Origin of the sequence: Streptomyces axinellae (genome assembly GCF_039532135.1) — a bacterium.
GTDB classification, from domain to species: Bacteria; Actinomycetota; Actinomycetes; order Streptomycetales; family Streptomycetaceae; genus Streptomyces; species Streptomyces axinellae.
Map to the genome: position 1 here is coordinate 148,961 of NZ_BAAARJ010000003.1, position 24,464 is coordinate 173,424.

General features: G+C 72.7%; 24 protein-coding genes. 5 read left to right on the forward strand and 19 right to left on the reverse strand.

Translation table 11 applies throughout. The annotated features are described in order from the left end of the window. Positions 1-3 precede the first annotated feature (3 nt). Complete coding sequence (locus tag ABD339_RS05175) at positions 4-597, reverse strand: XRE family transcriptional regulator (RefSeq protein WP_344562623.1); 594 nt, start codon at positions 595-597, stop codon at positions 4-6. A gap of 416 nt (positions 598-1,013) precedes the next feature. Between ABD339_RS05175 and ABD339_RS05180 the strand changes: the two genes are divergently transcribed. Beyond that, positions 1,014-1,649 (forward strand): oxidoreductase, encoded by a 636-nt coding sequence (locus ABD339_RS05180; protein ID WP_344562625.1) that lies wholly within the window; start codon positions 1,014-1,016, stop codon positions 1,647-1,649. 20 nt (positions 1,650-1,669) lie between these two features. On the opposite strand, the gene mnhG is transcribed toward ABD339_RS05180, so the two are convergent. The 17 genes from mnhG to hisI all read right to left on the reverse strand — a co-directional run bounded on the left by mnhG (position 1,670) and on the right by hisI (position 18,402). After that, a complete protein-coding gene (gene mnhG / locus ABD339_RS05185) occupies positions 1,670-2,032 on the reverse strand; it encodes a monovalent cation/H(+) antiporter subunit G (RefSeq protein ID WP_344562627.1) in 363 nt (120 codons plus the stop codon). Next, positions 2,029-2,397 (reverse strand): MrpF/PhaF family protein, encoded by a 369-nt coding sequence (locus ABD339_RS05190; RefSeq protein WP_344562628.1) that lies wholly within the window; start codon positions 2,395-2,397, stop codon positions 2,029-2,031. Before ABD339_RS05190 ends, mnhG begins: the two co-directional genes overlap by 4 nt. Beyond that, entirely contained in the window at positions 2,388-2,972 is a 585-nt protein-coding gene (locus tag ABD339_RS05195) for a Na+/H+ antiporter subunit E (protein ID WP_344562630.1), read from the reverse strand. The genes ABD339_RS05190 and ABD339_RS05195 overlap by 10 nt, the downstream gene beginning before the upstream one ends. Continuing rightward, positions 2,969-4,873: a Na+/H+ antiporter subunit D gene (locus ABD339_RS05200; protein ID WP_344562632.1), complete on the reverse strand. Its 1,905-nt coding sequence runs from the start codon at positions 4,871-4,873 to the stop codon at positions 2,969-2,971. Before ABD339_RS05200 ends, ABD339_RS05195 begins: the two co-directional genes overlap by 4 nt. 127 nt (positions 4,874-5,000) lie before the next feature. Continuing rightward, a complete protein-coding gene (locus ABD339_RS05205) occupies positions 5,001-5,675 on the reverse strand; it encodes a Na(+)/H(+) antiporter subunit C (RefSeq protein ID WP_344562634.1) in 675 nt (224 codons plus the stop codon). Then, entirely contained in the window at positions 5,672-8,764 is a 3,093-nt protein-coding gene (locus tag ABD339_RS05210; RefSeq protein ID WP_344562636.1) for a Na+/H+ antiporter subunit A, read from the reverse strand. The genes ABD339_RS05205 and ABD339_RS05210 overlap by 4 nt, the downstream gene beginning before the upstream one ends. A gap of 245 nt (positions 8,765-9,009) precedes the next feature. Then, positions 9,010-10,158 carry a prolipoprotein diacylglyceryl transferase gene (lgt, locus tag ABD339_RS05215; RefSeq protein WP_344562637.1) on the reverse strand — a complete coding sequence of 383 codons (1,149 nt, stop codon included), beginning with the start codon at positions 10,156-10,158 and terminating at the stop codon, positions 9,010-9,012. Positions 10,159-10,246: 88 nt separating this feature from the next. Beyond that, complete coding sequence (locus ABD339_RS05220; RefSeq protein WP_344562639.1) at positions 10,247-10,987, reverse strand: DsbA family protein; 741 nt, start codon at positions 10,985-10,987, stop codon at positions 10,247-10,249. Between the two features lie 427 nt (positions 10,988-11,414). Further along, positions 11,415-12,230 (reverse strand): tryptophan synthase subunit alpha, encoded by an 816-nt coding sequence (gene trpA, locus ABD339_RS05225; protein WP_344562640.1) that lies wholly within the window; start codon positions 12,228-12,230, stop codon positions 11,415-11,417. Then, positions 12,227-13,486: a tryptophan synthase subunit beta gene (trpB, locus tag ABD339_RS05230; RefSeq protein ID WP_344562642.1), complete on the reverse strand. Its 1,260-nt coding sequence runs from the start codon at positions 13,484-13,486 to the stop codon at positions 12,227-12,229. The genes trpA and trpB overlap by 4 nt, the downstream gene beginning before the upstream one ends. 168 nt (positions 13,487-13,654) lie before the next feature. After that, positions 13,655-13,813, reverse strand: a complete 159-nt coding sequence (gene trpM / locus ABD339_RS33700; RefSeq protein ID WP_425575886.1) for a tryptophan biosynthesis modulator TrpM — start codon at positions 13,811-13,813, stop codon at positions 13,655-13,657. A 6-nt stretch (positions 13,814-13,819) separates the two neighbouring features. Beyond that, entirely contained in the window at positions 13,820-14,638 is an 819-nt protein-coding gene (trpC, locus tag ABD339_RS05235) for an indole-3-glycerol phosphate synthase TrpC (protein ID WP_344562644.1), read from the reverse strand. Between the two features lie 171 nt (positions 14,639-14,809). Continuing rightward, entirely contained in the window at positions 14,810-15,238 is a 429-nt protein-coding gene (locus ABD339_RS05240) for a DUF2752 domain-containing protein (protein ID WP_344563065.1), read from the reverse strand. 23 nt (positions 15,239-15,261) lie between these two features. Continuing rightward, positions 15,262-15,516, reverse strand: a complete 255-nt coding sequence (locus tag ABD339_RS05245; RefSeq protein ID WP_344562646.1) for an HGxxPAAW family protein — start codon at positions 15,514-15,516, stop codon at positions 15,262-15,264. 227 nt (positions 15,517-15,743) lie between these two features. After that, positions 15,744-16,424 carry a TIGR02234 family membrane protein gene (locus tag ABD339_RS05250; RefSeq protein WP_425575887.1) on the reverse strand — a complete coding sequence of 227 codons (681 nt, stop codon included), beginning with the start codon at positions 16,422-16,424 and terminating at the stop codon, positions 15,744-15,746. A 25-nt stretch (positions 16,425-16,449) separates the two neighbouring features. Then, positions 16,450-17,973, reverse strand: coding sequence for an anthranilate synthase component I (locus ABD339_RS05255; RefSeq protein ID WP_344562648.1), 1,524 nt, complete (start codon positions 17,971-17,973; stop codon positions 16,450-16,452). A gap of 72 nt (positions 17,974-18,045) precedes the next feature. Then, entirely contained in the window at positions 18,046-18,402 is a 357-nt protein-coding gene (hisI, locus tag ABD339_RS05260; protein ID WP_344562650.1) for a phosphoribosyl-AMP cyclohydrolase, read from the reverse strand. Positions 18,403-18,573: 171 nt separating this feature from the next. Here hisI and ABD339_RS05265 point away from each other — a divergent pair, with 171 nt between their 5' ends. Continuing rightward, entirely contained in the window at positions 18,574-19,206 is a 633-nt protein-coding gene (locus tag ABD339_RS05265) for a TIGR03085 family metal-binding protein (RefSeq protein WP_344562652.1), read from the forward strand. A 205-nt stretch (positions 19,207-19,411) separates the two neighbouring features. Then, positions 19,412-20,608: a serine hydrolase domain-containing protein gene (locus ABD339_RS05270; protein ID WP_344562654.1), complete on the forward strand. Its 1,197-nt coding sequence runs from the start codon at positions 19,412-19,414 to the stop codon at positions 20,606-20,608. 81 nt (positions 20,609-20,689) lie between these two features. Here ABD339_RS05270 and ABD339_RS05275 read toward each other — a convergent pair whose 3' ends face one another. Beyond that, positions 20,690-21,583 (reverse strand): LysR family transcriptional regulator, encoded by an 894-nt coding sequence (locus ABD339_RS05275; protein WP_344562656.1) that lies wholly within the window; start codon positions 21,581-21,583, stop codon positions 20,690-20,692. A gap of 94 nt (positions 21,584-21,677) precedes the next feature. Between ABD339_RS05275 and ABD339_RS05280 the strand changes: the two genes are divergently transcribed. Next, entirely contained in the window at positions 21,678-22,406 is a 729-nt protein-coding gene (locus ABD339_RS05280; protein ID WP_344562657.1) for a succinate dehydrogenase cytochrome b subunit, read from the forward strand. After that, positions 22,403-24,397: a fumarate reductase/succinate dehydrogenase flavoprotein subunit gene (locus ABD339_RS05285; RefSeq protein WP_344562658.1), complete on the forward strand. Its 1,995-nt coding sequence runs from the start codon at positions 22,403-22,405 to the stop codon at positions 24,395-24,397. The genes ABD339_RS05280 and ABD339_RS05285 overlap by 4 nt, the downstream gene beginning before the upstream one ends. Positions 24,398-24,464: the final 67 nt, after the last annotated feature.

The window sequence follows — 24,464 nt, forward strand, 5'->3', positions numbered from 1 at the left end:
CGGTCAGGTGGTGCGGCGGCCGGGCCAGGCGGGGCGGGCCTCGAGGTGGGCCCGCTCCCCTTGGCACCCGAAGAGGACGAGAAGTTCCACGGTCCTCTCGTCGTCGGGGCCGAGCCAGTGCGGGATGTGGGTGTCGAATTCGGCCGCCTCGCCGGCCTTGAGGACCACGCGCTGGTCGCCCAGGAGCAGCCGCAGCCTGCCCGCGAGGACGTAGACCCATTCGAAGCCCTCATGGGTCTTCATTTCCGGCTCCGTACCGGGCCTGGCGGGGATCAGCAGCTTGTTCGCCCGGACGCCGCCGGGGCGACTGAGCGGCACGTACGTCATGCCGTCGCGGGTGACCGGTTCGAGGTGGATGCGCGGATCGCCGGTGCGGGGTGCGCCGACGAGTTCGTCCAGAGGGACCGCGTACACCTCGGCGAGCGGCAGCAGCATCTCCAGCGTCGGCTTGCGCGTTCCGCCCTCCAGGCGGGAGAGGGTGCTCTCGTTGATGCCGGTCTCCTCGGCGAGTTCGGCCAGCGTTGTGCCGCGCCGTCGCCGCAGCTCCCGCAGGCGCGGCCCGACCGCGCCCAGGATGTCGCGTCTCGTCGTTCCCATACCCGCCGGATGCCGAAACGGCATGCGGCCTTGCAGCTTCGGCAGGGCAGGCGGCACCGTCCCATAAGCGGCGACCACACCGCCGCCAGGCCGGTGACCTGCCCCTTCTCCGCCCGGATCGAGGACTCCCGCGATGATCTCCGACGCCGAAACCGACTCAGCCACTCAAACCGACTCCGGCACCGGCACCGGCACCGGCAACCGGAAGGCGGACACGCCCCTCGTCGTCCAGCTCACGCACGCCGGGCGCATCTCGCACCCGGACAACAAGCACGGAGCGCCCACCCTCGCTCCCAGCGCGCTCGCCGCCGCGGGCACCATGCACACCCCGGCGGGGCCCGCCCCCTATCCGGTGCCTCGGGCCGTGCCCACCTCCGGAATACCGGGAGTGGTCGAGGAGTTCGCGCACGCGGCACGTGCCGCACGCGGCACGTGCCGCACGCGGGGCGGGCGTGGACGGCGTCGAAGTGCACGCCGCCAACGGGTATCTGCCGCACCAGTTCCTCTCCCCCGCCACCGACCACCGCACCGACGCCTACGGAGGCGACCCGCTCGCACGCGTCCGCTTCGTCACCGAGGTCGCGGACGCCGTCGGCAAGGCCATCGGCGCGGACCGCGTCGGCATCCGCGTCTCTCCCGGCATCAACCTCCACGGCGCCCTGGAAGAAGAGCCGCACGAGACCGCCGGCACCTACCAGGCCCTCGTCGACCAGCTCTCCGCACCGGGCCTGGCCTATCTGCACACCATCGGCGATCCCGGAGAGCCGCTCGTGAAGGACCTGCTGGACCGCTTCACCGGCAGCACCCTCGTGAACACCGGCTGGGAACCGGTGACCGATCCGGCCACCGCCACCGAGTTGACCGGCCCGGGCCGGGCCGATGTCATCGCCGTGGGCCGCCCGTTCATCGCCGACCCGGACCTCGTCACCCGCTGGCGGAACGGCCGGCCGCTCGGCAACGCCGATCCCGCCACCATCTACGGCGGCGACCCCCGCGGCTACACCGACCATCCCCGCTACGACCAGCCGGGCCACGCGGCACCCGTGTCCTGACGCACCGCGGCCGGGGCCGCCTACTCGTCGTCGCGCTCGCCCGCCCGCAGGGCCTCCTCCAGCTCGTCGAGGACGATGTGGTCCCGGTCCATGCGCCCGGTCCGGTAGGCGGCCCTGCCCACCATGTGCGCGGCGACCGGCGAGGTCAGCAGCTGGAAGACGCCGACCAGTAGCAGGGTGCTCAAGTCGATGATGTTGCGCAGCCACAGCCCGGCACCGATCAGGACGAGCAGCAGGCCCAGGGACTGCGGCTTGGTGGCCGCGTGCATCCGGGTGAGGACGTCGGGGAGCCGCCACAGCCCGATCCCCGCCAGCAGACACAGCACGGCGCCGCCCAGCATGAACGCGGCACCCGCCCCGTCCGCCACCTCGGTCCACCTCATGACGCCTCCCCCGTCGCCCCCGTCGCCCCGGCCCCGCCGTCCGCTGCCTTCGCTCCGTCCGCGCCGCTGCCGGTCTCCTCGCTCTCATCGACGTCCTCCGTGCCGGCCTCGTCGCGCAGCGCCATGAAGCGGGCGACGCCGACCGATCCGGTGAAGCCGAGGAAGGAGAGCACCAGCAGCGCGGGCAGGTAGTAGGCGTTGTGCCGCAGCGCCGTATGGACGCCGATACCGGCCATGACCACCGAGATCAGCGCGTCGAGCGCGACGGCGCGGTCCAAGGTGGTGGGGCCGAGCGCCAGCCGGAGGGTGAACATCAGCCCTGCGGCGAGCAGCAGTCCGGCGATCACGGCGAGGATCACCTCCACCGGCCGAACACCTCCTCGGCCGCCTCCGAGGCCCGGATCGCCGTCACATCGGCGGCGGTACCGAACGCGCGGACCACACGGGCCTCCAGCCGCAGCGCGTCCCGCCGCGCCCGCTCCCGCTCCGACTCCTTTCCGGCGCCGAGCACATGGAGATAGAGCGTGCCCGACCTGCGGTGCACCTCCAGTACGGTGCTGCCGGGCACGGCGGAGACGGCCACCGCCGTCGCGGTGAGCATCAGATCGCCGGGGCAGCGCATCTTGACGCCGAGCACCGCGCAGGGCGGTTTGCCGGGGGCCAGGATGTAGCGGTTGAGCCGCCAGCTGGAGATCAGCATGTCCAGCGTGAACCGCCCCGCGAACAGCAGGATCCCGACCGGGTGGGCGCGCGCCTGCTTCTCGATCGGCGGCAGCGGGAAGACGAACACCACCAGCAGCGCGACGAGCACTCCGGTGACCACGTTCGCCAGGGTGAGCGTGCCCCACAGCAGCATCCACAGCAGGGTGAGGCCGAGCACCATCGGCCACTGCGTCGCCCGCAGCCTGCTGGCCTCGGGCAATCGCTGAGGTGCCGTCATCTGTCCAACACCGCCTTCACATAGGGAGTACGGGCGATCAGTTCCCCGGCGGCCCGGTCGGTCAGCCCGAACATCGGTCCGGCCAGCACCGTGAAGGCGAGCCCGAAGACGACCAGCGCGAGGGTCGCGCCGGTCATGGTCACCGGCAGCACACTGCTGGTGGTGATCTCCTGGCCGCCGAAGGTCGCCGAAACCCTGCGCCGCGTCAGCCCGGCCGCGGCCCGCACCCCACCGCCGGGCCGGTGCCCCCGGTGGTGACCCCGGGCCGTACGGGGACCGCCCGGTGTGCGGCCCCCCTTCGCCGTCCCGCCCGCGTCACCGTCGCCGCCCGCGTCGGCACCGGCATCGCCGCCCGCGTCGGCGCCCCCACCCGCACCCGTATCCGCGTCCGCGTCCGTGTCCGCGTCGGCACACTGTCCCTCGGCCGCCGCCCGCCGGGCAGTACGCTCCGCCCGCTCCTCCGGCACGCCCCGCGCCCCCTCTTCCTCCGGGGAGTCGCCCTCCGCCGTGTCCAGGACCGTGCCCACCGCGCACATCTCGGGGGTCGCCGCGCGCCAGAACGCCAGGTTCCACGCCTTGGCCAGGGCGTAGAGGGTGAGCAGGCTGGTGACCGTGCCGCCCCCGACCAGGATGTAGGCCAGCGCACCCCCGTCGCCCACGCCGGCGCGCAGCAGGCTGAGCTTGCCGAGGAAGCCCGACAGCGGCGGGACACCGGCCAGATTCATCGCCGGGATGAAGAAGATGACCGCCAGCAGCGGCGAGAGTGTGGCGAGGCCGCCGAGGCTCTGGAGGTCGGTGGTACCGCTGCGCCGCTCGATGAGCCCGGCCACGAGGAAGAGCGTGGTCTGCACGGTGATGTGGTGCGCCACGTAGAAGACAGCGCCCGCGATGCCGCCGTGCGAGGCCAGCGCCACCCCGAACACCATGTACCCCATGTGGCTGACGAGGGTGAAGGACAGCAGCCGCTTCAAGTCGGTCTGGGCGACGGCGCCCAGGATGCCGACGAGCAGCGACAGCAGCGCGAGCACCATCAGCACGCCCCCGATCCGGTCGCCGGGGAAGAGCAGCGTCTGGGTGCGGAGCATGGCGTAGACGCCGACCTTGGTCAGCAGCCCGGCGAACACGGCGGTCACCGGGGCCGGTGCGGTCGGATACGAGTCGGGCAGCCAGGCGGCGAGCGGGAAGACAGCGGCCTTGATACCGAAGACGCCGAGCAGCGCGATCTGGATGACGGTGCTCACGTTCGCGGGCAACGCGTCCAGCCGCTCGGGCAGTTCGGCCATCGTGACGGTGCCGGTGGCCGCGTACACCATGCCGACGGCCGCCATGAACAGCACGGACGACAGCAGCGAGACGACGGCGTACGTCGCGCCCGCGCGGATCCGCGCGAGGGTGCCGCCGATGGTCAGCAGCACATAGCTGGCCGTCAGCATGATCTCGAAGCCGACGTACAGATTGAACAGATCTCCCGCCAGAAAGGTGTCCGAGACCCCGGCGACCAGCACCAGATAAGAGGGGTGGAAGACCGACAGCGGCGTCGTCTCGTCGTTGTCGGCCATGCCCTGGCCCACGGAGTAGACCAGCACGCACAGCGTGACCGCCGAGGAGATCACCAGCATCAGCGCGGAGAGCCGGTCCGCCACCAGCACGATGCCGACCGGCGGCGGCCAGCCGCCCGCGTACATCACCTGCGGGCCGTGCTCGTCGGCGGCGACCAGCAGCAACAGCGAGAACACCAGCACGGCCAGCAGCACCACCGCACTGATGATGCGCTGCACGCCTTCCAGCCGGGCCCCGATGGCCAGCTTCAAGCCTGCGGCGCACAGCGGCAGAATCACCGGCAGCGGCACCATGGAGGAGCCAACCGCCGCCACGGCGGCCGGGTCCGCTCCCCCGCTCATCGCCGCCCCGGCGAGCAGAGCTCGCTCTCTTTCCGCCGCGGGGCACCCTCTTCCCGCCGCAACGGCGGAGAACAGGCGAGCCCCGCTCGCCACCGCGGCGGAAAAAAGACAAGCCGCGCTCGGCGGGTCATCGGTCGGCCCCCAGGATGGTCTGCCACGGGTCGTCCTCCCCTTGGGTCTCCTCCGCCGTCTCTTCCGCGCGCGCCTGCCGCGCGCGGAACGCGCGAGCCTCCACGCGGGCCTCGGCGCGGGCCCGCCTCCGCATCTCGCGGTACTGGTCGCGAGCGCGCCCCAGCTTCTGGTACGCGAGTTTCTGGTGCGCGAGCCTCTGGTGCGCGCTGTGTTCCAGCGCCTCCCGCTCTTCCTCGTCGTGCGCCAGCGCACGGTATTCGTGGCGCCGCGCGCGATACGTGGCGCGCAGCCGTTCGCGTTCCTCGGCGTACTCGGCCCGGCGTACGACGCGCACGTCCTCGGTGTCGTCGGGCACGTCGTCGCTGCCGGACAGCTGCCAGGAGCGGTAGGCCATGGTCACCAGGAACGCGGTGAGCGCGAGGGTGATGACGATGGCGGTGAGGATGAACGCCTGCGGCAGCGGGTCGGCCACCTTGGCCCGGTCCGTGCCGGGGTAGAGCAGCGCCGCGTCCCCGGCCGGGCCCGAGGTGGCCAGCACAAGGAGGTTGACGCCGTTGCCGATGAGGACGGCGCCCAGCAGGATGCGGGTCAGGGGGCGGGTGAGCAGCAGGGCCGTGCCCGAGGCGAACAGCACGCCGCCGCAGGCCACCAGGGCGACGGTGCCCGTCATGTTTCCCCGTCTCCGCCCCGGGGGCCGGGCCCGGAGGGGTCCGGGGAGAGCTGGTCGTCCTGGCGTGCGCGAGCCCGCTTCTCGCGCTCGCGCTCCATGCGCCGGTCGATCTCGGAGCCGAGGCTGCGCAGGACGTCCAGGACGACGCCGAGCACCAGCAGGTAGACGCCGCTGTCGAAGAGGACGGGACTGGCCGCGTGGATCTTCCCGGCGAGCGGGAGATGGCCGTGCACGGTTCCCGAGGCCAGGACGCTGCCGCCGAGGAAGAGCCCGGCCAGCCCCGTTCCGGTGAGGATCAGCAGTCCCAGGCCGAGCAGGAAGCCGGCGTCCACAGGCGCGGCGGCGGCCAGTTCCAGCCGTCCGCCGGCCAGGTAGCGCACGGCGAGCGCCAGCCCGGCCACGAGTCCTGCCGTGAAGCCGCCGCCGGGCAGGTTCTCCGCGCAGAACAGCAGGTAGAGCGAGAGCACCACGATCGGGTGGAAGACGAGCCGGGCCATCACCTCGAACATCACCGAGCGGCCCTCGGGGGCCAGTGTGACGCTCGCCGCGAGCCAGGTGCGCCGGGGTGCGACGGGCGAGTGGCGCAGGGCGTGCCCGGCGGGTTCGGCGGGGAGCTTCCAGGCGTCCCTGCGTCCGACGGTGTGCCGGGCGGAGGCGTCGCCCAGTGCGACGCTCGCGGAGCCGGCGCCCTCTCCCCCGGCCGCGCCCGCACCGGCTCCGGTGCCCTCGGAGCCGGGCACCGGCAGTGCGACGGGCACGCGGGCGCGGCGGCGCAGGTAGACGAGGCTGGTGACGCCGATGGCGGCGACGGCCAGGACAGCGGATTCGCCCATGGTGTCCCAGGCGCGCAGGTCCACGAGGGTGGTGGCGACGATGTTCTTGAGGCCCTCGTGGGAGGTGGCGGCCAGCAGCCGGGGCCCGGTGGGGTCGGCGACGCGCGCGACGAGGGTGAGGTGGATGAGCCCGGCGACCAGCGCGCCCGCCGCGACGGAGAAGAGCAGTTGGACGGCCCGCCGCAGCCGCCACACCTGCGCCCCGTCGGGGAAGCGGGCGGGGAGTCTGCGCAGGACGAGCACGAAGACGATCAGCGAGACGGTCTCGACGGCGAACTGGGTCAGCGCCAGGTCGGGCGCCCCGTGGAGGACGTAGAGCACCCCGGCGCCGTATCCGGTGACGCCCGCCAGCACGGCCGCCTTGAGCCGCTGCCGGGCCATCACGCACAGCACTCCGACGGCGGCCACACCGATGGCGACGACGAGTTGGGGCACCGAGTCGTACCAGCGCGGCGGCGGCAGGTCCGACCAGGGCTTGCCGACCGCCAGCTGTACGCCTTCGAAGCCGAGCAGTACGACGAGTGCCGTACCCAGGTACACAGGCAGCGAGCCGCGCTGTACGAGGCCGGTCAGCTGGAGGGAGAGCCGCTCCAGGCTCCACAGGGAGCGGGCGAACACCTGATCGCCGTCCACCTGTGAGAGCGTGTCGCCGAGCGCGGCGAGGGGCCGGCCGGCGAGGAAGAGGGCGGCCCCCAGCACCCAGGCGAGGGCCGAGAGCCCGAGCGCCGGGCCGATGCCGTGCCACAGCGCGAGGTGGGAGGCGGGGCCCGTCGGGGGAAAGGTGTCGGCGTAGCGGGCCAGCAGTGGGTCGAGCGCCGCGACGCCGGGCCCGAGCGCCAGCCCGCACAGTGCGCACAGTGCGGGCGGCAGGAAGGTGAGGGCGCTGGTGCGGGCGCCGGGCGGCGCGGTCACCGGCTCCAGCGGCGGCGAGCCGCCCTTGCGGGCGAAGGCGCCCCACAAGAAGCGGAGCGTGTAGGCGGTGGTGAGCGCCGAGCCCGCGACCACCGCCGCCGGCGCGGCATACTCGGGGGCCCCGGCGGCCCCGCCGTGCAGGAGCGAGGAGATGGCCGCCTCCTTCGCGGCGAACCCGAGCAGCGGCGGCAGGCCCATCATGGAGAGCCCGGCGAGCGTGGCGGCAGCGCACAACCACGGCAGTGAACGTCCCAGTCCGGAGAGCCGGTTGAGGTCACGGGTGCCGGTGGCGTGGTCGATGACGCCGACGACGAGGAAGAGCGGCGCCTTGAACAGCGCGTGCGCCAGGATCATCGCCGTACCGGCCAGCGCCGCCTCCCGGGTGCCGTCGCCGACGAGCAGGGTGAGGAAGCCCAGCTGGCTGACCGTCCCGAAGGCCAGCAGCAGTTTCAGGTCCGTTTCGCGCAGTGCCCGCCAGCCGCCCAGCAGCATGGTCACGGCGCCGAGCACGAGGACGAGCGCCCGCCAGGGCACCACGTCGGCGAAGCCGGGGGCGAGCCGCGCGATCAGGTAGATCCCGGCCTTGACCATGGCCGCGGCGTGCAGATACGCGGAGACGGGGGTCGGCGCGGCCATCGCCCCCGGCAGCCAGAAGCTGAAGGGCCACACGGCGGACTTCGACAGCGCCCCCACCAGGACGAGCACCAGCCCGGCGGCGACGAGTCCGGAGGGGGGCGGCGGGTCGGCCAGCATCCGGGAGATCCGGTAGGTGCCGGCGGCGCGGCCCAGCATCAGGAAGCCGACGAGCATCACCAGCCCGCCGAGCGTGGTGACCAGCAGGGCCTGGAGGGCGGCGCGCCGGTTGGTCCTGCGTTCGGAGCCGTGGCCGATGAGCAGGAAGGAGAAGACCGTGGTGAGTTCCCACAGGACGTACAGGGCGATCAGGTCGTCGGCGAGGACGAGCCCGAGCATGGCTCCGGCGAACGCGGTCAGCGTCCCCGCGAACTCTCCGAGCCGCCGCTCGCCGGGCGCGAAGTAGCCGGCGCAGTAGACCATGACCAGCGCGCCGATGCCGCCCGCGATCAGCACCATGAGCAGCGCGAGCGCGTCGCACCGCAGTGCGAGGCCGACGCCGAGCGACGGGATCCACGGCCAGTGCGCGGTGAGCGCTCCCCCGTCGGCCCCGCCTGCCCCCTCGGTGAGGGAGCCCCATTGCGCCGCCGCCCACACCGCCGCCGCGCCGGGGGCCGCCGCGAGCAGCACGAAAGCCCGCGGGCCGAGCCACCGCACCAGCGGCCCGGCACCGCAGGCACCCGCGAAGTGGACGACGATCAACCACAGCACGCACAGAGAATTGCACACATAAGGTGTCAATTCGGACAGGCGACAGGCGGCCCGGGAGCCCCCCGCAGCGCGAACGCCGCGCACGGCGGGCCGCCATCGGCCGGACACCGCCGGGTTCCCGCCCGGCTCACCCGCCGTCGCGGCGAGGCCGCAGACCACCCACCGACGTCACACACACGAGCGGGGAGGGCCGTCGAAGTCCGACGACCCTCCCCGGCGGCAGTCCCGCAACAGCGTCTCGGCGCCTACGACTTGGGCCCGCCCACAGCCTCGTCCCCGGACTTGGCGCCGGGCCCGGGGACGGACGACGACGACTTCTTCGCTCCAGCGCCGGAGCCGCCGTCCCCGGACGCGGAGCCACCTGCCGACTCGGCGCCCTTGGCGGACTCGCCGGTCTTGGCAGACTCGGCACCCTTGGCGGAGTCGCCAGTCTTGGCGGACTTCCCGGACTTCCCGGACTTCCCGGACTTCGGCGCCCCCGCATCCTTCACGGGCTTGTCGGTCACATCCGGGGCCGCCCCCGCCGCCTCGCCCTCGACAGCGGCGTCGTCGTCGGCCGCGCCGGGCGGCACCGGCTCGACGATCTCCTCGCGGCCGGGCCGCTTCTTCGCGGAGATCACGATGGCGGCGACCGCGGCGAGGAAGACGACGATCGCCGTCCAGTTGTTCAGCCGCATCCCGAGCACGTGGTGCGCGTCATCGACCCGCATGTACTCGATCCAGAAGCGCCCTACGGTGTACGCCGCGACATACAGCGCGAAGGCCCGCCCATGGCCCATCTTGAAGCGCCGGTCCGCCCAGATCACCAGCAGCGCGACACCGACGCACCACAGCGACTCGTACAGGAACGTCGGGTGGTACGTCGCCAGGTCCGGGGTGTCGAGGGGGCGGTGCGCGGGGTCGATCTTGAGCGCCCAGGGCAGATCGGTGGCCCGGCCGTACAGCTCCTGGTTGAACCAGTTGCCCCAGCGGCCCAGCGCCTGCGCCAGCGCGACCCCGGGGGCGACGGCGTCGGCCCAGGCGGGCAGCGGGATACCGCGGCGGCGGCAGCCGATCCAGGCGCCGAGCGCACCGAGCGCGATGGCCCCCCAGATACCGAGACCGCCGTCCCAGATACGGAACGCATCGACCCAGTTACGCCCCTCACCGAAGTAGAGCTGGTAGTCGGTGATGACGTGGTACAGGCGGCCACCGATCAGGCCGAACGGCACGGCCCACACGGCGATGTCGGCGACGGTGCCCGGCCGGCCGCCGCGGGCGATCCACCGGCGCCCGCCGAGCCAGACCGCGGCGAACACGCCGAGGATGATGCAGAGCGCATAGCCGCGCAGCGGGAGCGGCCCGAGGTGAATCTCACCGGCCGACGGACTGGGAATAAAGGCAAGGGTCTCCATGGCCCCTCTGACGCTACCGTGCCCGGGCATGCCCCCGGCAATCAGCCCGCACAACGGCTCCATAACGTCCCCCTCCGCACACCGCGCGTCAGCTCTTCCGCTCGACCATCTGCTTCAGTTTGTCCGGGGTCAGCGGGTTGGACTGATCGCCGTAGACATCCTTGCCGTCCAGCAGGACGGTCGGCGTCGCCTGGTGCTTGGAGGCGCGGAAGTCGTCGTTGGAGCGCTTGACCCACTTGTCGTGCTTTCCGGTGGTCACGCACTTCCTGAAGGCCGCGCTGTCCAGCCCCTGGACCTTCCCGGCCAGTTGGAACAGCCGCTTGGTGCTGGCGAAGGTGTCATCCTGCTCGGCGGGCTGGTTCTGGTAGAGCACGTCGTGGTACTGGGAGAACTTCCCCTCGTCCCGCGCGCAGGCCGCCGCGTTGGCCGCCTCGCGCGAGCCGCTGCCGCCCATGTTGCCGTCGATGAGCGTGACCAGGTGGTAGTCGGCCTTGAGCTTGCCCGCCTTCTCCAGGCTCTTGACCGTGCCCCGGTACGTGTTCTCGAACTGGCCGCAGGCGGGGCAGCGGAAGTCCTCGTAGACGGTCAGCTTGGCGGGCGCGCTCGCCCGGCCCACGCTGATCGGCTTCGCCGACTGCCCGTCCGCCTCGCCGCCGCCCGTCTGGCTGGCGACGGTCACCCCCACCACGGCGGCGACCACCAGCACTCCCACGACAACGGCGCCGACCTTGAGGGTGCGGCGCCGCTTCTCCGACGTCTTCTGGCGCTCCTGCTCAACTCGCAGCCGCTCGCGGGCGGAGCGCTTGACTTCACTGTTCTTCTGGCTCATCACACCCGGAGCCAACGAGAGCGCCTCGCGCACGCGAGCCCGCCCATGCGCCATTTCACCCGAAAAGGGGAGACGGAGGAGACTGCGCTGCTCCGCCGGACGCCGGACGGTGACCGTCGTACCGGCGCCCGACCCGACGGAGACCTGGCCGCGCGGAGTGATGCGAGGGAGTGGGCCTCCGCAATGGCGCGGGCGCGGGCCGGCCCGGCTGCGTCACGAGCCGGCCCCGGCCCCGCACCACGGCTGAGCCCGCCCGCCGGGCGGGACCGAAGCGTACCCGGGCGGCCCGGCCACAGATCCGGCCGCGAAGATCCGCTCCGAAGCGGGCCCGGTACCGGCCGACGTGCTCGAAAACCGCCGTAACCGGCACCGGACCGCGACTGACTACCGCAACTCCCGAGGACCGGTCCGTCTTCCCGGCCCGGGGCTACACCCTTCGCACTCCGGCCGCCAACTCACCGGCGAGGGCCCGCACTTGGGCGAGCCCGGTCTCCAGGTCGTCGCCCGCGTCGAGCAGCCGCTTCACGAACGCGGAGCCGACGATCACGCCGTCCGCGAACTGGGCGACCTCGGCGGCCTGTGCGGGGTTGGAGACCCCGAGGCCGACGCACACCGGCAGCTGCGTCGTGGTGCGCGTGCGCGTGACCAGGTCGCGGGCCTCGCGGCCGACCGACTCCCGGGTTCCGGTGACGCCCATCAGGGAGGCGGCGTACACGAATCCGCTGCCCGCCGCCGTGATCCGCGCGAGCCGGGCGTCCTGGCTGCTGGGGGCGACCACGAACACCGTTGCCAGTCCGGCCCGTTCGGCCGCCTTCCGCCATCCTTCCGACTCTTCCACGGGAAGGTCGGGCAGGATGCACCCGGCTCCGCCCGCGGCGGCCATCTCCTCGGCGAACCGCTCGGCGCCGTAGCGGTCCACGGGGTTCCAGTAGGTCATCACGAGCACCGGTTTGCCGGTGGCCGCGTGTGCCTCGCGGACCGTGCGCAGTACGTCCGCGATCCGCACGCCGCCGCGCAGCGCGATGTCGTCGGCGGTCTGGATGACGGGCCCGTCCAGTACGGGGTCGCTGTGCGGCAGCCCGACCTCGACCACGTCGCAGCCGCTCTCCAGCAGCGCCGTGCAGGCGGCGATCCCGCCGTCCACCGTGGGGAATCCGGCCGGGAGGTAGCCGACGAGCGCGGCCCGGTTCTCGGCCCTGGCCTGCGCGAGGGCCGCGTTCAGAAGTTCGACGTTGCCGCTCATTCGCTCTTCCCCTGCTCCGCGTCGCCGCCCTTGCCGTCGTACAGGCCGAAGTAGCGCGCGGCCGTGTCCATGTCCTTGTCACCGCGTCCCGACAGGTTGACGAGTACGAGGCCCTCGGGACCCAGCTCCCTGCCCAGGTCGAGCGCGCCCGCGAGCGCGTGTGCGCTCTCGATGGCCGGGATGATGCCCTCGGTCTCCGAGAGCAGCCGCAGCGCGCGCATGGCCTCCTCGTCGGTGACGGGCCGGTACTCGCCGCGCCCGCTGTCCTTCAGATAGGCGTGCTCGGGGCCGATGCCCGGGTAGTCGAGTCCGGCGGAGATCGAGTACGGCTCGGTGATCTGGCCCTCGTCGTCCTGGAGGACGTAGGAGCGCGAGCCGTGCAGGATGCCCGGCTCACCCGCGGTCAGCGTCGCCGCGTGTTCGCCCGAGTCCACGCCGTGACCGGCGGCCTCGAAGCCGACCAGGCGTACGGACTCGTCGCCGAGGAAGGCGTGGAAGAGGCCGATCGCGTTGGAGCCGCCGCCGACGCACGCGGCGACGGCGTCCGGCAGCCGACCGGTCCGCTCCAGGATCTGGCGGCGCGCCTCGACGCCGATGACCCGGTGGAAGTCCCGCACCAGCTGCGGGAACGGGTGCGGGCCCGCGACGGTGCCGAACAGGTAGTGGGTGCGGTCCACATTGGCGACCCAGTCGCGGAACGCCTCGTTGATGGCGTCCTTGAGCGTCCGGCTGCCGGAGGTGACGGGGATGACCTCGGCGCCGAGCATGCGCATGCGCGCGACGTTCAACGCCTGGCGCTCGGTGTCGATCTCGCCCATGTAGATGGTGCATTCGAGCCCGAACAGGGCGCAGGCGGTGGCCGTTGCCACGCCGTGCTGGCCCGCGCCGGTCTCGGCGATGACGCGGGTCTTGCCCATCCGCCTGGTGAGCAGGGCCTGGCCGAGCACGTTGTTGATCTTGTGGGAGCCGGTGTGGTTGAGGTCCTCCCGCTTGAGGAAGACGCGGGCCCCGCCCGCCTCCCGCGCGAAGCGGGGCACCTCGGTCAGTGCGCTGGGGCGGCCGGTGTAGTTGACGAGCAGCTCGTCCAGCTCGGCGGCGAAGGCGGGGTCGGCCTTCGCTTTCTCGTACTCGGCGGCGACCTCGTCCACGGCCGCGACCAGTGCCTCGGGGATGAACTTGCCGCCGAAGGCGCCGAAGTACCCGGCGCCGCTGGGGATCTGACCCTCCGGGTCAGGGATGAAGTAGTCGGATGACATGCCGACCTCTCGGAAGAAGAGTGGTGAGGGGACGCTGACACGGCAGATCCTGACCCCGGCCGGGCCCCTTGAACGCACGCCACAACGGCCGGAGAGCCGACATCAGGGGCGAACAGGGGCAGGCAGGCAAACAGACAGACTGGCTGGCTGGCTGGGGTCAGATCGGCCTCAGCGCCATCGCGCGCCGCGCACCACGCCGGGCTCGCACCCGATGTGGTAGCGCACGGAACGCCCCCGCACGCGTCGCGCGGGCGCCCGGCACCCGCGCGGCCGGCACCCGCGTGCCAGCCCCGCGTGGGCGAGGGCGCAGAGAGGAGAGGTCACCACGGAACGTCAGCCCCTGCCGTGGCGGATGGCCGGATGGGTGCCGGCGGCGACGAGGTCGGCGACCGCGCTCTTGGGGTCCTTGCCGGTGACGAGGGATTCCCCGACCAGCACGGCGTCGGCACCGTCGTTCGCGTAGGCGATCAGGTCGTGCGGCCCGCGCACCCCGGACTCGGCGATCTTCACGATGTGGTCGGGGATCTCGGGCGCGATCCGCGTGAAGTTGCCCCGGTCCACCTCCAGGGTCTTCAGGTTCCGCGCGTTCACCCCGATGATCTTGGCTCCGGCGGCGACGGCCCGCTCGGCCTCCTCCTCGTCGTGCGCCTCGACCAGCGGGGTCAGACCGATGGACTCGGCGCGCTCGATCAGGGAGACCAGCGCCTCCTGCTCCAGCGCGGCGACGATCAGCAAGGCGACGTCGGCGCCGTGCGCGCGCGCCTCCCAGAGCTGGTAGGAGGAGAAGATGAAGTCCTTGCGCAGGACGGGGATGTCCACCCGGGCGCGGACGGCCTCCAGGTCGGCGAGCGAGCCGCCGAAGCGGCGCTGCTCGGTGAGGACGGAGATGACGGCGGCGCCGCCCGCCTCGTAGTCCGCGGCGAGCCCGGCCGGGTCGGCGATCGCGGCGAGCGCGCCCTTGGAGGGGCTGGAGCGCTTGACCTCGCAGATCACCCGCACCCCGGCATCGCCGCCGCCCTTGAGGGCCGCGAGGCCGTCCTTGGCGCTGGGCGCCTTGGCGGCGCGCTCCTTGAGTTCTTCGAGGCTGACGCGCGCCTGCCGCTGGGCGAGGTCTTCACGCACGCCTTCGATGATCTCGTCGAGCACACTCACCGAGCGGCCCCCTTCTTGGCTGGGTGCTGACCCCCACGAACCGTGCGGGGGATGGTCATGTACCGCACTGCGATGGTATCCGCCGAGGGACGGAGGACTCGCATCCGGTTGCCCGTAGTCCCACATCGCGGGACAAATCGCCGGGACGGTGAGCCGGCGGCCACGCTCCGGTCAGGGGGCCAGGGCCGCGCCGACGGGCGTGTTCCGGACAACCGTGAACGCGAGGAGCAGGGCGCCCGCCACCCACCCGTGCCAGGCGGTGAGCCGTACCGGGAAGGTGTAGCCGACGCCCCGTACGGCGGCGGCGAACCAGTGGACCCAGAAGGCGGCGAAGGCCGCGAACAGCAGCACGGCCGCCGCGTTGGCGCCGAGCGCGGCGGGCAGGTCCCCGTGCGCCACGGCGTGCGCGCTGCGCAGCCCGCCGCAGGCCGGGCAGTACAGGCCCAGGGCGCTCAGGAAGGGGCAGACGGGGTAGTGGCCCGGCCGGCCAGGGTCCACGGCGGCCACATACGCGAAGGCCGCGCCGACCCCGGTGAGAGCACCGAGGGGCGCGGCCGTGCGCGACGCCGCGTGCCCCAGCCGGGACAGCCGGTGCCGCAGCGCCGTGGCGTTCCGCCGTCCGGTCAGGAGTGCGCCTTGGCGTGGGCCTGCTTGTACGCCTGGAGCTCCTCGGCGGTCATGCCGTTCGACTTCTTCTGGCCCAGCCCCGCGGCGCGCATCAGGCCGCCGACGACAGCTCCGGCCAGCGTCAGGGCCAGCCCCGCGATCACACCGACGGGCTGCGCCACCACCATGAAGGCCGAGCCCACGCAGAAGCCGACGAAGGCGATGATCGAACCGGTCCAGGCGGCCGGGGTGTGTCCGTGGCTGTGCGCCATGAATGCTCCTTGATGAGTCACAACGTGAGGTGGGGCCACCCGGCCCGCGCAGTGCCCATTCTCCCCCTCCGGCGCCCGCACCCCGGCACGGGGGTCGCCCGTACGGGCTGCGCACCGGACGGTCGGCAGGTGCGGGGCGGGCCGTCGTACGCGTACGCGGCGCCCCGTCCGGCGCCGCGTGCCCCGTCGGTCGGTGCCGTGTGCCGCGTCAGGTGCCGTGTGCCGCGTCAGGCGGTGCCGTGGGTCGGGTCCTCGCCGCGGTCGAGGGCCTTCCACAGGTCCTCGGGCCGGTCGGGGTCGAAGCGCTGCGGCCGGGTGGCGCGCTGCCGCAGTGGCGTGCGCTCGTAGCGGGCGCTGCCCGACATGGACGGCCACACCCGGCTGTAGCGCAGCGCCAGCAGCCCGGCGACCAGCAGCAGCGCGCCGCCGACGGCCGAGATGTAGGGCCAGGCGGTCAGCTCGACGGCGCCCACGGTGCTGCCGGTCAGACCGCTGGTCTTGGCCGCCTCCTCGGTGAGCGCCCCGGTGTCGTCGGCGCCGAGCAGCGCGGAGGCGATGACTCCGGCGCCGGAGAGCGTGAGCAGCGAGGCGACGACGAAGCGGGTGGCGCGGCGTACGGCGAAGACGGCCACGAGCGCGGCGAGTCCGACCAGCGCGAGTGCGCTGGGCAGCCCCGTGACGTCGCCGCCCTTGGCGCGCACCGGTACCTGGCCCTGCGCGAACTCGGCGGTCGACTCGCTCCAGGTCTGCCCTGCGGCGACCAGCGCCAGCGCGGCGCCCACCGCGCCGCACAGCAGCGCGATGCCGAGCGCGGTGCGGGGGGCGCGCGAGCGTGCCGGGGCTTGCGCGTCAGCGCCCTCGGCGCCGTGCGCGCCGTCCGCGTCGGGAGCGGGGGTTGAGGAAGTCACCCCACCACGCTACCGCCCCCGGGCCCTACGCCCCTTGGGCAGGTGCCCCCAGCCGTCCGGCGGTGTGGACGGCCCGCAGCACGGCCGCGGCCTTGTTGGCGCACTCGGTGTCCTCGGCGGCCGGGTCGGAGTCGGCGACGACGCCCGCGCCGGCCTGGACGTAGGCGGTGCCGTCGCGCAGCAGCGCGGTACGGATGGCGATGGCGGTGTCGGAGTCCCCGGCGAAGTCGAGATATCCGACACATCCGCCGTAGACGCCGCGGCGGGTGGGCTCCAGCTCCTCGATGATCTGGAGCGCGCGCGGCTTGGGCGCCCCCGAGAGGGTGCCGGCGGGGAAGCAGGCGGTGAGCGCGTCGAAGGCCGTACTGCCTTGGGCGAGGCGGCCGGTGACGGTGGAGACGATGTGCATCACGTGGCTGTAGCGCTCGATGGACATGAAGTCCACGACCTCCACGCTGCCCGGCTCGCACACCCGTCCCAGGTCGTTGCGCCCCAGATCGACGAGCATCAGGTGTTCGGCGCGCTCCTTGGGGTCGGCCAGCAGCTCCTCGGCCAGCGCGTTGTCCTCGTGCGGGGTGGCGCCGCGCGGCCGGGTGCCGGCGATGGGGTGCATCATCGCGCGCCCGTCCTCGACCTTGACCAGCGCCTCGGGGCTGGAGCCGACGATGTCGAAGTCGTCGAAGCGCAGCAGGTACATGTAGGGGCTCGGGTTGGTGGCGCGCAGCACGCGGTAGACGTCGAGCGCGCTCGCCGTGCACGGCGTCTCGAACCGCTGCGAGGGCACCACCTGGAACGCCTCTCCGGCGCGGATGCGTTCCTTGATGTCCTCGACCCAGCCCTGGTAGGTCGCACCGGCCGACCGGGCGTCGGCGTCGGGGAGTTCGGAGGGCGGCAGCGCGACCGGCGGCACGGGGGCGGGGCGCGCGAGGTCGGCGGCCATGGCGTCCAGGCGGCGCACGGCGTCCGCGTACGCCTCGTCCACTCCGGTGTCCAGGTCGTTGTGGTTGATCGCGTTGGCGATGAGCAGGACCGTGCCGTCGCGGTGGTCCAGGACGGCCAGGTCGGAGGTGAGCAGCATCGTCAGCTCGGGAAGCCGCAGGTCATCGAGGGTGCCGCTGTCGCGGCCGACCTTCTCCAGGCGCTGGACGATGTCGTAGCCGAGGTAGCCGACCATGCCGCCGGTGAAGGGCGGCAGATCCACGCTGTGGTGCAGGTCGCGCGGGGTGTGCAGGGCCTCGACGGTCGCGCGCAGCGCTACGAGGGGGTCGCCGTCGGTGGGGACGCCGACGGGCGGGGTGCCCAGCCAGTGCGCCCGGCCGTCCTCGACGGTCAGCGCGGCGTCGCTGCGTACGCCGATGAAGGAGTAGCGCGACCAGGTGCGGCCGTTCTCGGCCGACTCCAGGAGGAAGGTGCGGGGGCGTTCGGCGGCCAGCTTCCGGTAGAGGGCGATGGGGGTGTCGCCGTCCGCCAGCACGCGGCGGGTCACGGGGATGACCCGCCGGTCCTTGGCCAGGGCACGGAAGACGTCGAGGTCGGGCGCGCAGCTCATGGCCCGTCACCCTACTTGCCCCGGGCCCCTCCTCCGCTCGGGCGGAAGTCAGCTCCCCCGCTCGGGCGGAAGTCAGCCGCCGAGCGGCAGCCGGTCCTCGTCGAAACACGTGCGCGCCCCTGTGTGGCAGGCGGCGCCGACCTGATCGACCTTGACGAGCACCGTGTCCGCGTCGCAGTCGAGCGCGACGGACTTCACCCACTGCACGTGCCCGGAGGTGTCCCCCTTCACCCAGTACTCGCGCCTGCTGCGGCTCCAGTACGTGGCGCGCCCGGTGGTGAGCGTGCGGCGGAGCGCCTCGTCGTCCATCCATCCGAGCATCAGCACCTCCCCGCTGTCGTACTGCTGGGCGATCGCGGGGATCAGGCCGTTGGCGTCGCGCTTGAGGCGCGCCGCGACGGCCGGGTCGAGGGGGGTCTCCTGGGCCATGCCCGCCATTGTCCCGCACCGGCCCGCGCACGGGACGAACAGCGGCCACGAACAGCGCCAAACACCGGAGAAAAACAGAACAAAACCAAACAAAGCGGTACGGGACAATCAGGCCCGGCACACGCCGCGCACAGACGCGCACTCCCCGCTCCGGCGCCGTACTCTTGCCGCATGTCTACCCATGCCAAGCGAGAACGCCTGCTGCTCGCAGACCTGTTGGAGACCCGAGGCCCCGATGCGCCGACCCTGTGCGAGGGGTGGACGACCAAGGACCTCGCCGCGCACCTCGTCGTGCGGGAGCACCGCGCGGACGCGGCGGGCGGAATCCTGATCAAGCCGCTCCAGGCCCGACTGGAGCGCGTGCAGGCCGAGTTCGTGGCCAAGCCCTACGACGAGCTGGTGCAGTTGGTGCGCAACGGGCCGTCGAAGATGTCGCCGTTCGCGCTCAAGCAGGTGGACGAGGCGGCGAACACGGTGGAGTTCTTCATCCACGGCGAGGACGTGCGCCGGGCCGGGCCGGACTGGTCCCCGCGCGAGCTGGACCCGGTCTTCGAGGACGCGCTGTGGCGCCGGCTGGAGCGGGGCGCGCGGATGTACGGGCGCAAGTCCCCGGTGGGGCTGGTGCTGCGGCGGCCGAACGGGCAGACCGCCGTCGCCAACCGCGGCACTCCGGTGGTGACCGCCGTCGGCGCGCCGTCCGAGCTGCTGCTGTTCGCCTCCGGACGGCAGGAGCAGGCGAAGGTAGAGCTGGACGGCGAGAAGCCGGCCATCGCCCGCGTCCAGGAGGCGAAGCTCGGCCTGTAGCCACCGGGGTCTGTAGTCGCCGGCCTTGCCCGCCCCGGTGTGCCCGGGTGCGCGCCGCAGCGCGCCTGCCGCGCCCCGGGTCGCACGCCGGAGCCGCCCCCGATGAGCCGCCCCGGGTCCACCCCGAGAAGCCTCGGGCGGCGCTGGGGGCGGCTTCAGGGTCTTCCCGGATGGAGCCGGGGCGCGGCGCCGGGAGGGTGGAGGTATGACTTCGCCGCCGCTCTCCCCCAGCCGCAGGATCCTGCTCACCGGTGTCGCCTCCGGTGCCGCGCTCGCCGCCGTGGGCACACCGGTCGCCGCGCACGCTTCCTCCCGCCGTACGGGAGGCGGGGCGCTCCCCCCGCCGGACGCCGGGGCGCTGCGCGCCGCGATCGACGAGTGGGGCGACCCCCGCTCCAGCGGGGCCCAGCTGCGGGTCAGCGGCTCGGCCGGGCGGTGGTACGGCACCTCCGGGGTCTCGGATCCGGCGACCGGACGGCCCCTGGGGCTCAACGACAAGGTGCGCGCGGGCAGCATCACCAAGGCGTTCGTGGCCACCGTCGCGCTCCAGCTCGCCGACGAGGGGCGGCTGCGGCTGGAGTCCCCGGTGCGCCACTGTCTCCCCGAGCTGCTGCCCGAAAGCTTCGGTTCGATCACCGTCGCGCACCTCCTCGACCACACCAGCGGCATGCCCGACCATGTGGGGCTGCCGGAGATGAGGACGACCGGGCAGATACTGCGGCACCGCTTCGACCGGTGGACACCGCGGCAGATCGTCGCGACGGCCACGCGCGGCCCGCTGAAGTTCGCCCCCGGCACCAGGCAGGAGTACCGGGGCATCAACTACGTCCTGGCCGCGCTGGTGATCGAGCAGGTGACGGGCCGGCCGTACGGCATCGAGGTGCGCGATCGGCTGCTGCGGCCCCTGCGGCTGGGCCACACGTCCTTCCCGTCGTCCTCCGGCTACGACCGCCGCATCCACGGGCCGCATGTGCACGCTTGTCTGGAGGCGGCGGACGGGTCGCTCGCGGATGTGACGGAGTTCGACATGTCCAGATCGTTCGCGGACGGCGAGATCATCTCCACCACCGGCGACCTGCACCGCTTCTTGTCCGCACTGTTCTCCGGGGCGCTGCTGCCCGAGCGGCAACTGCGCAGAATGTTCACGCTGCCGCCGAAGCACGTGACCATGCTCGACGGCACGCCCGCCCGCTACAGCACGGGGCTTCAGACGGCCACGGTGGGCGGGGTCACCTGGTGGGGCAAGACCGGCGAGCAGCACGGCTACGCCTCCGCGATGTTCGCCACCCGCGACCAGCAGCGCCGCCTGGTCTGGTCCTTCAGCCCGACAACGCCGGGCGCGGACCCGTCCCCGATGAGCGAGCGGATCGTGGGGGCGGCGAGCGGAGTTCCGGGGCGGTGACGATTCACCCGGTGAGGCCGCCGTCCGTCCGGTGAGGCCCGTCAGCCGTTCCGGGTGGCTGTCAGGCGTTCGGTGAGGCCGTCAGCCGTTTCGGGTGGCGCTCAGCCGTTCGGTGAGGATGCGCTGGAGTTCGCGGGCCGCGCGGGGCGGGGAGACGTCGCCGCGGTGCGCGACGGAGATGGTGCGGTGCAGGCCGGGCGCGGCGAAGCGGGTGACGCGCAGGCCGGAGCGGGCCGCGACCATGCTGGGGACGACGGCGAGGCCGAGGCCCGCGCGGACGAAGCCGAGTACCGCGTCCATCTCGCCGCCCTCGATGCCGAACACCGGCTCGAAGCCCGCCTCGCGGCAGGCGGCGACGGTCAGTTCGCGCAGGTCGTAGCCGCGCCGGAACATCGCCAGCGGGCGGTCGCGCAGGTCCTCGACGCGGATGCGGGCGCGGCGCACGGGCGCCGGGTCCTCGGGGGAGGAGACCACGACCAGTTCCTCGCGCAGCAGCTCGGACGTCGTCAGGGCCGGGCCTCCGGCGAGCGGGGTGATGATCAGGGCCAGGTCCAGCTCGCCTTCGGCCAGCACGCGCACCAGGTCCTGGGAGCCGTCCTCGTGCACCACCAGATCGACGCCGGGATAGCGGTCGTGGAAGGCGCGCAGTACGTCGGGGACGAGGCTGGCGCACAGGCTGGGCGGGGCTCCGAGCCGCACCCGGCCGCGCCGCAGCTGGGCGACCTCCTGCACTTCGCGGCGGGCGGTCTCGGTGTCGGCCAGCACGCGGCGGGCCAGCGGCAGCAGGGCCTCTCCGGCGTCGGTGAGGGAGATGTGGCCGCGCGCCCGGTGGAACAGCTCGGCGCCCAACTCCCTCTCCAGCGCCCTGATCTGCTGGGACAGCGAGGGCTGTGCCACATGTTCGCGCTGTGCTGCGCGGGTGAAGTGGCGGGTGTCGGCGACGGCGGCGAAGTAGCGGAGCTGCTGGAGCTGCATGGAGCCAGCATAGACAGCCGATAGCCGTCATCTATCGGATGCAGCATTCCTATGTCTTGGACTGATGCATCCCTCGGTACCTACCGTCAGGGACATGGCGACGGCAACGCGCACTCCGCGCTCCTCCCCCCGTACCCGCCCCCCAGCAGGGCGCGGCGGCGTGCTGCGCACCCTGTGGGGCTCGACGATCGGCAAGAAGGCGGTCATGGCCGTCAGCGGCCTGATGATGCTGATCTATCTGCTGGTCCACATGTTCGGGAACCTGAAGGTGTTCTTCGGGCCCGCCGAGATGAACGGTTACGCGCACTGGCTGCGCACCTTCGGCAGCCCCGTCCTGCACTACGAGTGGTTCCTGTGGGTCGCCCGGGTCGTCCTGCTGGCCGCCGTCGTCCTGCACGGGGTCAGCGCCTACCAGCTCAGCAGGCGGGACATCGCCGCGCGGCCCGTGAAGTACCGGCGCCGCCGCACCGACTACGCGACCCGCACCATGCGCTGGGGCGGCATCATCCTCGCGCTGTTCATCGTCTGGCACGTGCTGGACCTGACGACCGGCACCGTCAACCCGCGCGGCCAGGCCGGGCACCCGTACGAGAACATCGTCGCCGGCTTCCAGAACTGGTACGCCAACGCCATCTACATCGTCGCCATGCTCGCCGTCGGACTGCACATCCGGCACGGCTTCTGGAGCGCGGCGCAGACCCTCGGGGTGACCCGGCCGGGCGCGGCGCGCCTGCTCAAGGCCACGGCCACCGTCCTCGCCGTGGTCATCACGGCGGGCTTCCTCTCCGTACCGATCGGCGTCATGACGGGAGTGGTGAAGTGAGCACCCTCGACCAGGACGGCCGCGACGGCCGCGACGGCTATCAGGACTACCGCGACGGCGAGCCGCTCGCCGACACCCGGGCGCCCGGCGGGCCGGTGGCCGAGCGCTGGAGCCGGCGCCGCTTCGAGGCCAAGCTCGTCAACCCGGCCAACCGGCGCAAGCACACCGTCATCGTCGTCGGCACCGGCCTGGCGGGCGGCTCGGCGGGCGCGACACTGGCCGAACAGGGCTACCACGTCGTGCAGTTCTGCTACCAGGACTCCCCGCGCCGCGCCCACTCGGTGGCGGCGCAGGGCGGCATCAACGCGGCGAAGAACTACCGCAACGACGGCGACTCGGTGCACCGCCTCTTCTACGACACGGTCAAGGGCGGCGACTTCCGCTCCCGCGAGTCCAATGTGCACCGGCTGGCGGAGATCTCCACCGCCATCATCGACCAGTGCGTCGCCCAGGGTGTGCCCTTCGCCCGCGAGTACGGCGGCCTGCTGGACACCCGTTCCTTCGGCGGCGTCCAGGTCTCGCGCACCTTCTACGCGCGCGGCCAGACAGGTCAGCAACTTCTGCTGGGCGCCTACCAGGCGCTCTCCCGGCAGATCGCCGCCGGGAACGTGGAGATGCGTCCGCGCACGGAGATGCTGGACCTGATCGTCATCGACGGGCGGGCCCGCGGCATCGTCGCCCGCGACCTGCTCACCGGCCGCATCGACACCTACCTCGCGGACGCGGTGGTGCTGGCGACGGGCGGCTACGGCAATGTTTTCTACCTTTCGACCAACGCCAAGAACTCCAATGCGACCGCGATCTGGCGGGCCCACCGCAGGGGCGCCCACTTCGCCAACCCCTGCTTCACCCAGATCCACCCCACCTGCATTCCGCGCTCGGGCGACCACCAGTCGAAGCTGACCCTGATGAGTGAATCGCTGCGCAACGACGGCCGGATCTGGGTGCCCAAGGAGGCCGGCGACGCCCGCGCCCCGCAGGACATTCCCGAGGACGAGCGGGACTACTACCTGGAGCGGCAGTACCCCTCCTTCGGCAACCTCGTCCCCCGCGACATCGCCTCGCGCGCCGCGAAGAACGTCTGCGACGAGGGGCGCGGCGTCGGCCCCGGCGGCCAGGGTGTCTACCTCGACTTCGCGGACGCGCTGGCCCGGCTGGGCCGGGCGGCGGTCGAGGAGAAGTACGGCAACCTGTTCGAGATGTACGAGCGGATCACCGCCGAGGACCCGTACACCCGGCCGATGCGCATCTACCCCGCGATCCACTACACGATGGGCGGGCTGTGGGTCGACTACGACCTCCAGACCACCGTCCCCGGCCTGTTCGCGATCGGTGAGGCCAACTTCTCCGACCACGGCGCCAACCGGCTCGGCGCCTCCGCGCTGATGCAGGGCCTGGCCGACGGGTACTTCGTCCTGCCCGCCACCCTCGGCGACTACCTCGCCCGCCACCCGGCCCCGGCCACCGCCCAGGAGGCCATCGGCCCGGCACACCCCGCCGTACGCGAGGCGGTGGACGCCGTGACCGGACGGCTCGACGCGCTGCTGGCCTGCGACGGGGACCGCACCCCCGACTCCTTCCACCGCGAGCTGGGCGAGCTGCTGTGGAACGAGTGCGGCATGTCGCGCGACGAGTCCGGGCTGCGCAAGGCGCTGGAGCGCATCCCCGAACTGCGCGCGGAGTTCTGGGAACGGGTCAAGGTGCCCGGCTCCGGCGAGACGCTCAACCAGTCGCTGGAGAAGGCCAACCGGATCGCCGACCACCTGGAGCTGGCCGAACTGATGTGCCTGGACGCGCTGCACCGCACCGAGTCCTGCGGCGGCCACTTCCGCGAGGAGTCCCGCACCCCGGACGGCGAGGCGGCCCGCCGGGACGAGGAGTTCTCCTACGTCGCCGCCTGGGAGTTCACGGGTGCGGGCGAGGCGCCCGTGCTGCACAAGGAAGCGCTCGACTTCGAGTACGTACACCCCACCCAGCGGAGCTACACGTGAGTGACCCGAGCACGATCCCGAGTACGAGCACGGTCCCGAGTACGAGCAGGAGTACGAGTACGAACTC

Excerpts from the sequence above, each read along its gene's own strand:
- ABD339_RS05175 (WP_344562623.1), bottom strand. The coding sequence starts at position 597 with ATGGGAACGACGAGACGCGACATCCTGGGCGCGGTCGGGCCGCGCCTG.
- mnhG (WP_344562627.1), bottom strand. The coding sequence starts at position 2,032 with ATGAGGTGGACCGAGGTGGCGGACGGGGCGGGTGCCGCGTTCATGCTG.
- ABD339_RS05195 (WP_344562630.1), bottom strand. The coding sequence starts at position 2,972 with ATGACGGCACCTCAGCGATTGCCCGAGGCCAGCAGGCTGCGGGCGACG.
- ABD339_RS05200 (WP_344562632.1), bottom strand. The coding sequence starts at position 4,873 with ATGAGCGGGGGAGCGGACCCGGCCGCCGTGGCGGCGGTTGGCTCCTCC.
- ABD339_RS05205 (WP_344562634.1), bottom strand. The coding sequence starts at position 5,675 with ATGACGGGCACCGTCGCCCTGGTGGCCTGCGGCGGCGTGCTGTTCGCC.
- lgt (WP_344562637.1), bottom strand. The coding sequence starts at position 10,158 with ATGGAGACCCTTGCCTTTATTCCCAGTCCGTCGGCCGGTGAGATTCAC.
- ABD339_RS05220 (WP_344562639.1), bottom strand. The coding sequence starts at position 10,987 with ATGAGCCAGAAGAACAGTGAAGTCAAGCGCTCCGCCCGCGAGCGGCTG.
- trpA (WP_344562640.1), bottom strand. The coding sequence starts at position 12,230 with ATGAGCGGCAACGTCGAACTTCTGAACGCGGCCCTCGCGCAGGCCAGG.
- trpB (WP_344562642.1), bottom strand. The coding sequence starts at position 13,486 with ATGTCATCCGACTACTTCATCCCTGACCCGGAGGGTCAGATCCCCAGC.
- ABD339_RS05245 (WP_344562646.1), bottom strand. The coding sequence starts at position 15,516 with ATGGCGCACAGCCACGGACACACCCCGGCCGCCTGGACCGGTTCGATC.
- ABD339_RS05255 (WP_344562648.1), bottom strand. The coding sequence starts at position 17,973 with ATGAGCTGCGCGCCCGACCTCGACGTCTTCCGTGCCCTGGCCAAGGAC.
- hisI (WP_344562650.1), bottom strand. The coding sequence starts at position 18,402 with ATGGCCCAGGAGACCCCCCTCGACCCGGCCGTCGCGGCGCGCCTCAAG.
- ABD339_RS05265 (WP_344562652.1), top strand. The coding sequence starts at position 18,574 with ATGTCTACCCATGCCAAGCGAGAACGCCTGCTGCTCGCAGACCTGTTG.
- ABD339_RS05270 (WP_344562654.1), top strand. The coding sequence starts at position 19,412 with ATGACTTCGCCGCCGCTCTCCCCCAGCCGCAGGATCCTGCTCACCGGT.
- ABD339_RS05275 (WP_344562656.1), bottom strand. The coding sequence starts at position 21,583 with ATGCAGCTCCAGCAGCTCCGCTACTTCGCCGCCGTCGCCGACACCCGC.
- ABD339_RS05280 (WP_344562657.1), top strand. The coding sequence starts at position 21,678 with ATGGCGACGGCAACGCGCACTCCGCGCTCCTCCCCCCGTACCCGCCCC.